The following is a 5,981-nucleotide window of genomic DNA, read 5'->3' on the forward strand; positions in this document are numbered from 1 at the left end:
GGACGCTTCATGCACAATACGACACCCTCCTTGCCGCGTTGCCGTTAAGGGGTAGACTGCGTCCGTCTCGCAATTCGTCATGTGGCCGACCGACAAGCAGTTCGCATTGAAACGCACCGGCCCCTTGCTGATCGACTATCAAGAGCGCAACGATAACTCCTTTGATACCCGCGCTTCTGTCTTATCGATCTGGATTGCACCGCAATACCACAATGTTGCCATAACCGGCGGCGCGATCATGGCACGCGCGTTTTCTATGCTCGGGAGTAACGACACTGGATCTCGATCTCCGAATAAGGCCGCGACTATCGTCTTCCCAAATATGGGCTGCGTCGATCATTTTGGCGTGGTTCTTCGTGAGCATTCGCTTGGGTCAGCCGATGCTGGCACCCCATCGATCGCGCGCCATGATCGCCTTCGGCGCGTTCAAGGGCGAAAGCTTAACGCCGTTGTCCATGTGGCGGCTCGTCGTGTCACAATGGCTGCACGTCCAATTCTTCCACATGCTGTTCAATTGCCTCGTGATTGGCGTTGTCGGAACCGCCCTCGAAAGCCGCGCTCTGCGGCGCGCCACTGTGCCCCTCGGCATCCTGGGGGGCGCAGTCGGGCAATTTGCGGACGCGATGACGCAGCCCGAGGCATTCCTATCCGGCGCCTCGGGGGCTTCGCTCATCCTCGTTGGTGCCGCGCTGCTGCTCCTGACGGTCCGATCGCGCGGCTGGTGCATCGCGCTGGTCGGATTGGGCGTTGCCCTAGCGCTCGACCTGCGCGTGAGCGAGAACGGGTTCGTAAAGGCGGGACATTTCGTGCCGTTGGCGATCGGTCTCCTGATCGGGGCGCTTGTTCGCCGATTCGCGCGCGCCCCGGACGGACGCTTCGCGTAACGAGACGCGCGCAGCGCCGGCCCAATAAGGCGAGTCCCGACGGGCTGCCGGACATCGCCTTCGCAGCCGCCCGTGAGGTCACCAAGCTGCCAGTCGAGAAGGCGTCTGCTGTGTCGCTCAAACCCGTAAGTACCTGAAGTACCACACTTCGCGACCTTGCCGCCGCGCCTTGCGTTCGTAGCGCGTCTCGGGCCAGTCGTCGGGGCGCGTGAGAAAGTCGGCCGGGTCGTTTGCGGTCCATGCGAAATCGCGGCGCTGGTCCATGATCATCATCGCCCAGCGGCAATAGGTCGGGTCGTCGGTGCCGAGCCGGAATTCGGCGCCCGGTTTTAGCTTCGCCGCGATCAGGTCGAGCGGGCCGTGGTTGATCATGCGGCGCTTGGCGTGGCGCGCCTTTCGCCACGGATCGGGGTGGAGCAGATACACGCGGGCAAGCGACGCGTCGGGCAAGCGTTCGAGCACGTCGAGCGCATCGCCCATGTGCAGCCGGACATTGTCGAGCGCGTCGTCACGGACGTGGGCGAGCGCACCGACGACGCCGTTGAGGAACGGTTCGCAGCCGATGAAGCCGGTGTCACGCCGCGCGGCGGCTTGCCCGGCGAGATGCTCACCCGCGCCGAAGCCGATTTCGACCTCGAGCGGGCGGTCTTCGCCAAACATCGTGGCGGCATCGAGCGGCCCGGTTTCGGGCACGCTGATGTCGGGCAGCAATTGCTCGACGAGATCGGCCTGGCCGAGGCGCAATTTATGCCCCTGGCGGCGGCCATAGAGGCGGCGGGTGGTCATCGGATCGGTCATCGCGTCGGCCTTAGCGAGCGGCGGCGGTTGCGCAAAGGGTGCCTCGGTCGACAGTTACCGTGTGCGGCGATACGCTATCGAAACGAATCGGGAGGATGCGATGCTGGCGATGCTCATGATGATGACGACGGCAGCGGCGCTGCCTGCCCCCTGCATAAAGCTGCGCCAGCCGATTGGGCCCGTGGTCCGCGCCGCCGAGGCCAAGCGCCTGACGCGTGACGCCAGACAGCAGATCAAGCCCGACGGAGTGACGCTCATCCTCGCCGACGGGCCATGGCGCTTGGTCTGGGCAACGCCGGCCGAAGCCGAGCGCGGCGTGTATTTCTACCGCCGGACGGCCAAGGGCGGTTACCGGCTGATCGACACTTGGGGCGGCGTCATCGCGCCCGAGGAGCGCACCGAGACGGTTGCGTGGGCGCAAGCGCGCGGCGGCCACCCGCCACAGCGGATCGCGGGCTGCTTTGCCGATGCCGTGCTCGCGGGGTATTGAGGGCAGGCGGCGCGTCGCTTTCGCGGCGCGCCGCCCGCAGGATCAGGCGACCGCCGCCTTGAGCGCGTCGACCAGGTCGGTCTTTTCCCAGGTAAAGCCGTCGGCATCGGGTTCGCGCCCGAAATGGCCATAGGCCGCCGTGCGCTTGTAGATCGGCTGGTTGAGTTTCAGATGCTCGCGAATGCCCTTGGGGGTCAGGCGCACGAGCTTGGGCAGCACTTCCTCGATCTTGGCTTCGGGCACGGTGCCGGTGCCGTGCAGATCGACATAGAGCGACAGCGGCTCGGCAATGCCGATCGCGTAGCTGAGCTGGATCGTGCAGCGCCGCGCAAGGCCCGCCGCAACGACGTTCTTTGCCATGTAGCGCGCAACATAGGCGGCCGAGCGATCGACCTTGGTCGGATCCTTGCCGCTGAACGCGCCGCCGCCGTGCGGGGCGGCACCGCCGTAGGTGTCGACGATGATCTTGCGGCCCGTAACGCCAGCATCGCCGTCCGGCCCGCCGATTTCGAAGGCGCCGGTCGGGTTGATGTAGATCGCGGTATCGGCGCTGATGAAGCCGTCGGGCAGCACATCGTGCAGCACGCCCGAAACGTATTTGTGAAGCTCGTCGTACAGCGTCGGGTTGGCATTGTCGCCCTGCAGGCAATAGCCCGCCTTATGCTGGGTCGAGACGACGAGCGCGGTCGCGCGGACCGGGACCTCGTCCTTATATTCCAGCGTGACCTGGCTCTTGGCGTCTGGCTCGAGGAACGGGGCCGCGCCGGAATGACGGTCAGCCGCCATCCGCTCGAGGATCTTGTGGCTGTAATAGAGCGTCGCGGGCATCAGGCCCGGCGTCTCGTCGGTGGCATAGCCGAACATGATGCCCTGGTCGCCAGCGCCCTCATCCTTGTTCGCGCCTTCGTCGACGCCCATCGCGATTTCCGCCGACTGGCCGTGGAGGTTGTTGTGGAACGCGAAGCTCTTCCAGTGAAAGCCCGATTGCTCATAGCCGATCTCGCGCACGGTGTTGCGCACCGCAGCTTCGATCTCGGCGAGCGCGCCGTCGGCCCACTGGCCATTCTCATACACGCCCTTGCAGCGGATTTCGCCGGCGAGGACGACGAGATTGGTGGTGGTCAGTGTCTCGCACGCGATGCGCGCATAGCGGTCCTTGCCCAGGAATAAATCGACGACGGTATCGCTGATCTGGTCGGCGACCTTGTCGGGATGGCCTTCGGAGACCGATTCGGAGGTGAAGAGAAAACTGGAACGCATGCGTGAAATCCTCAAAGGTTGAGGAGAGCTTTGGCCGTTGCCATGCCTGATATAAAGCTTTCCTTATATCCGCCCCTATCGCGCGAAACGGCGCAATGCAATCGCCGACACCGCGAGTATCGCAGCCACAAGAAATGCCATCAGGTTGCCGAAACGGGCGAACACGGTAGGCGGTGCCGCAGACGGGATGGGCAGTTCGATCGCCCCCGCCGTATCCGCCGGGATCGATGCAAGCACACGGCCCTGTGCATCGATGATCGCGGAAATGCCGGTCGGGGTCGCGCGGATCACGGGCAAGCCCTCCTCGATCGCGCGCATCCGGGCTTGCGCGAGATGCTCGGCCAGGCCCCACGGGCCATACCAGCTGTCGTTCGACGGGTGGAAGATAAAGGCCGGGCGGTGCGCGCGGTCGACCACTGCGCCGGAAAAGATGATTTCGTAGCAGATCTGGAACCCCACCGCGCCGAACGGTGGTAGCGAGAGCGAGGCGGGGCCTTTGCCGGCGGCGAAATCGAACTCGCCGGGCACCAGCCGCGACAGGCCGATCGCCGACATCAGCGGGCGCGCGGGGAGATATTCGCCCCATGGCACCAGATGCGCCTTGTCGTAGCGGCCGCGGATGGCGCCCTTCGCATCGAACACGAAGATCGAATTGGTCGCGGCGGTGACCTCCCCCGCGGCATCGAATTTCAGCGCATTGCCGCCGGTCATCACAATGTCGTTCGGGCCGAGCAGCGCCGCGATCCGCGCGCGCGTGACGGCGGGGGTTCCTTTCCAATAATAGGCCGTTGGATAGCCATCCTCGGGGAGAAAGCGCAGCGCGCCTTCGGGCCAGACGATTAGGCGCGAGGCAGGGCCGGGGGTGCCGCTGAGTTTGGCGAGGGCGGCGAGATTGGTCTCGGCATAATCGTCGCGCGGGCGTTGTTCCTGGTCGAGATTGGGTTGCACGACGCGGATGCGGGGGGCGAGGGGGCCAGCGCTGAAAATGGGGCCGCCCGGATCGCTCGTCGCGGAAATCAGAACAATCGCCAGGAACATTGCGTTGCCGGGGATGCCTTTCCATCGCCATCCCGGCCCTACTGTATGGATTAGAAAGCTACCTGCGATGCAGATTGCAACGCCCGATAGCGCGTACGTTCCGATAGTTGCAGCCCATCTGGCGATCATCGGTACAGGCAGCCAAATCTCCGACAACGGGTTCCACGGATAGCCCGTCAGCATTGTCCCGCGCAGATATTCGGTAGCGATCCACGCCGCTGCAAAGATCAGCCCGAACGCCGGATCGGGCCGCGCGCGCCGGAAGCGCCACGCGACCGCGCCGGCGGCCATCGGAAAGATCGCAAGGTACACCGACAGCAGCACCGGCGCGACGATTCCGAGCGCGTGCGGCATCGCATCCTGAAAGGTGAAGGCCTTGGCGATCCAGTAATCGCCGACCGTGAAATGCGCGAGCCCGAACAGCCACCCGCGCCACAGCGCCGCCTTCACGCTCGGCGCGGCATGGATCAGTCCCATCCACGCGGCGAAACAGGCGAGTGTTACGGGCCACCAGCCGAGCGGCGCGAAACCCGTCGCGGCGATCCCGCCGAGCAGGAGCGAGAAGAGGGCGGGGCGGGTGAACATGGGGACGGCTATTGCTGTATTTGCTCTTATCGGCAACCATTCCCCTTCCCCGGCGAAGGGCGGGGCCCAGTAGCGCATCGTGTATTGTAGGCCGCTTCCCCTCGTCACCTCAGCCATTTCGACTGGGCCCCGGCCTTCGCCGGGGAAGGAGCTCTCTTGAAGGGTGACGCAGAAATGGGACGGCGCTATCCAAGACCCATGACTCGCCCCTTCCATCTCGCTTTCCCCGTCCACGATCTCGCCGCCGCGCGCGCTTTTTACGGCGGGACGCTCGGCTGCCCCGAGGGGCGCAGCTCGGACGCGTGGATCGATTTCGATCTCTACGGCCATCAAATCGTCGCGCATCTCGATCCGGCGATGACGCCGGTGGCGACGAGCAACCCGGTCGACGGCCATGATGTCCCCGTCCCCCATTTCGGCGTGGTGCTGACGATGCCCGATTGGCAGGCGCTCGCCGATCGCCTCACCGCGGCGGGGACGCGCTTCGGGATCGCGCCGCACCTCCGCTTCGTCGGCCAGCCGGGCGAGCAAGCGACGATGTTCTTTTACGATCCCAGCGGCAACGCGCTTGAGTTCAAGGCGTTTGCCGATGACGCGATGGTGTTCGCGACATGAGGAAACCCGGATGAGCGAACCGATTACCGTCGAAATTCCCCACAAGCTCGGCCTTGCGGCCGCGAAAGCGCGCGTGGCTGGCGGGATCGATAAGCTGGCGGGTATGTTTCCCGGCGGTGCAGCGGTCGATCACCGCTGGGAGGGCGACACGCTGCACTTCACCGTCGCCGCACTGGGGCAGCGCGTGGCGAGCCGGCTCAGCGTGGAGGAGGCCAAGGTCCGCGCCGAGATCGACTTGCCGCCGTTCCTCGCGCTGTTTGCGGACAAAATCCGCGCGAAGCTGGCGAAGGAAGCGCCGAAGCTGCTGGAGT

General features: G+C 65.1%; 7 protein-coding genes. 4 read left to right on the forward strand and 3 right to left on the reverse strand.

Annotation, left to right across the window (positions count from 1 at the left end; translation table 11 throughout):
• The first annotated feature begins 407 nt into the window (after positions 1 to 407).
• The gene (locus tag ABWP09_RS13135; RefSeq protein ID WP_353205575.1) at positions 408 to 884 is read left to right on the forward strand and encodes a rhomboid family intramembrane serine protease; all 477 of its coding nucleotides are present in this window, start codon (positions 408 to 410) and stop codon (positions 882 to 884) included.
• A 117-nt stretch (positions 885 to 1,001) separates the two neighbouring features.
• Here ABWP09_RS13135 and trmB read toward each other — a convergent pair whose 3' ends face one another.
• The gene (trmB, locus tag ABWP09_RS13140; RefSeq protein ID WP_353205576.1) at positions 1,002 to 1,682 is read right to left on the reverse strand and encodes a tRNA (guanine(46)-N(7))-methyltransferase TrmB; all 681 of its coding nucleotides are present in this window, start codon (positions 1,680 to 1,682) and stop codon (positions 1,002 to 1,004) included.
• A gap of 100 nt (positions 1,683 to 1,782) precedes the next feature.
• On the opposite strand from trmB, the gene ABWP09_RS13145 reads away from it, so the two are divergent.
• Positions 1,783 to 2,172, forward strand: a complete 390-nt coding sequence (locus tag ABWP09_RS13145) for a hypothetical protein (protein ID WP_353205577.1) — start codon at positions 1,783 to 1,785, stop codon at positions 2,170 to 2,172.
• A gap of 42 nt (positions 2,173 to 2,214) precedes the next feature.
• Here ABWP09_RS13145 and metK read toward each other — a convergent pair whose 3' ends face one another.
• Both metK and lnt read right to left on the reverse strand, forming a co-directional pair.
• Complete coding sequence (gene metK, locus ABWP09_RS13150; RefSeq protein WP_353205578.1) at positions 2,215 to 3,432, reverse strand: methionine adenosyltransferase; 1,218 nt, start codon at positions 3,430 to 3,432, stop codon at positions 2,215 to 2,217.
• A gap of 75 nt (positions 3,433 to 3,507) precedes the next feature.
• Positions 3,508 to 5,055, reverse strand: coding sequence for an apolipoprotein N-acyltransferase (gene lnt / locus ABWP09_RS13155; RefSeq protein ID WP_353205579.1), 1,548 nt, complete (start codon positions 5,053 to 5,055; stop codon positions 3,508 to 3,510).
• Between the two features lie 198 nt (positions 5,056 to 5,253).
• Here lnt and ABWP09_RS13160 point away from each other — a divergent pair, with 198 nt between their 5' ends.
• On the forward strand, positions 5,254 to 5,670 hold the full coding sequence (locus ABWP09_RS13160) for a VOC family protein (RefSeq protein ID WP_353205580.1): 417 nt from the start codon (positions 5,254 to 5,256) through the stop codon (positions 5,668 to 5,670).
• A gap of 10 nt (positions 5,671 to 5,680) precedes the next feature.
• Positions 5,681 to 5,981: polyhydroxyalkanoic acid system family protein (locus ABWP09_RS13165; RefSeq protein WP_353205581.1), on the forward strand; the 301-nt coding region annotated here is incomplete at its 3' end.

This window comes from Sphingomonas sp. (genome assembly GCF_040398505.1).
Taxonomy (GTDB): Bacteria; Pseudomonadota; Alphaproteobacteria; order Sphingomonadales; family Sphingomonadaceae; genus Sphingomonas.

Excerpts from the sequence above, each read along its gene's own strand:
- ABWP09_RS13135 (WP_353205575.1), top strand. The coding sequence starts at position 408 with ATGATCGCCTTCGGCGCGTTCAAGGGCGAAAGCTTAACGCCGTTGTCC.
- trmB (WP_353205576.1), bottom strand. The coding sequence starts at position 1,682 with ATGACCGATCCGATGACCACCCGCCGCCTCTATGGCCGCCGCCAGGGG.
- ABWP09_RS13145 (WP_353205577.1), top strand. The coding sequence starts at position 1,783 with ATGCTGGCGATGCTCATGATGATGACGACGGCAGCGGCGCTGCCTGCC.
- metK (WP_353205578.1), bottom strand. The coding sequence starts at position 3,432 with ATGCGTTCCAGTTTTCTCTTCACCTCCGAATCGGTCTCCGAAGGCCAT.
- lnt (WP_353205579.1), bottom strand. The coding sequence starts at position 5,055 with ATGTTCACCCGCCCCGCCCTCTTCTCGCTCCTGCTCGGCGGGATCGCC.
- ABWP09_RS13160 (WP_353205580.1), top strand. The coding sequence starts at position 5,254 with ATGACTCGCCCCTTCCATCTCGCTTTCCCCGTCCACGATCTCGCCGCC.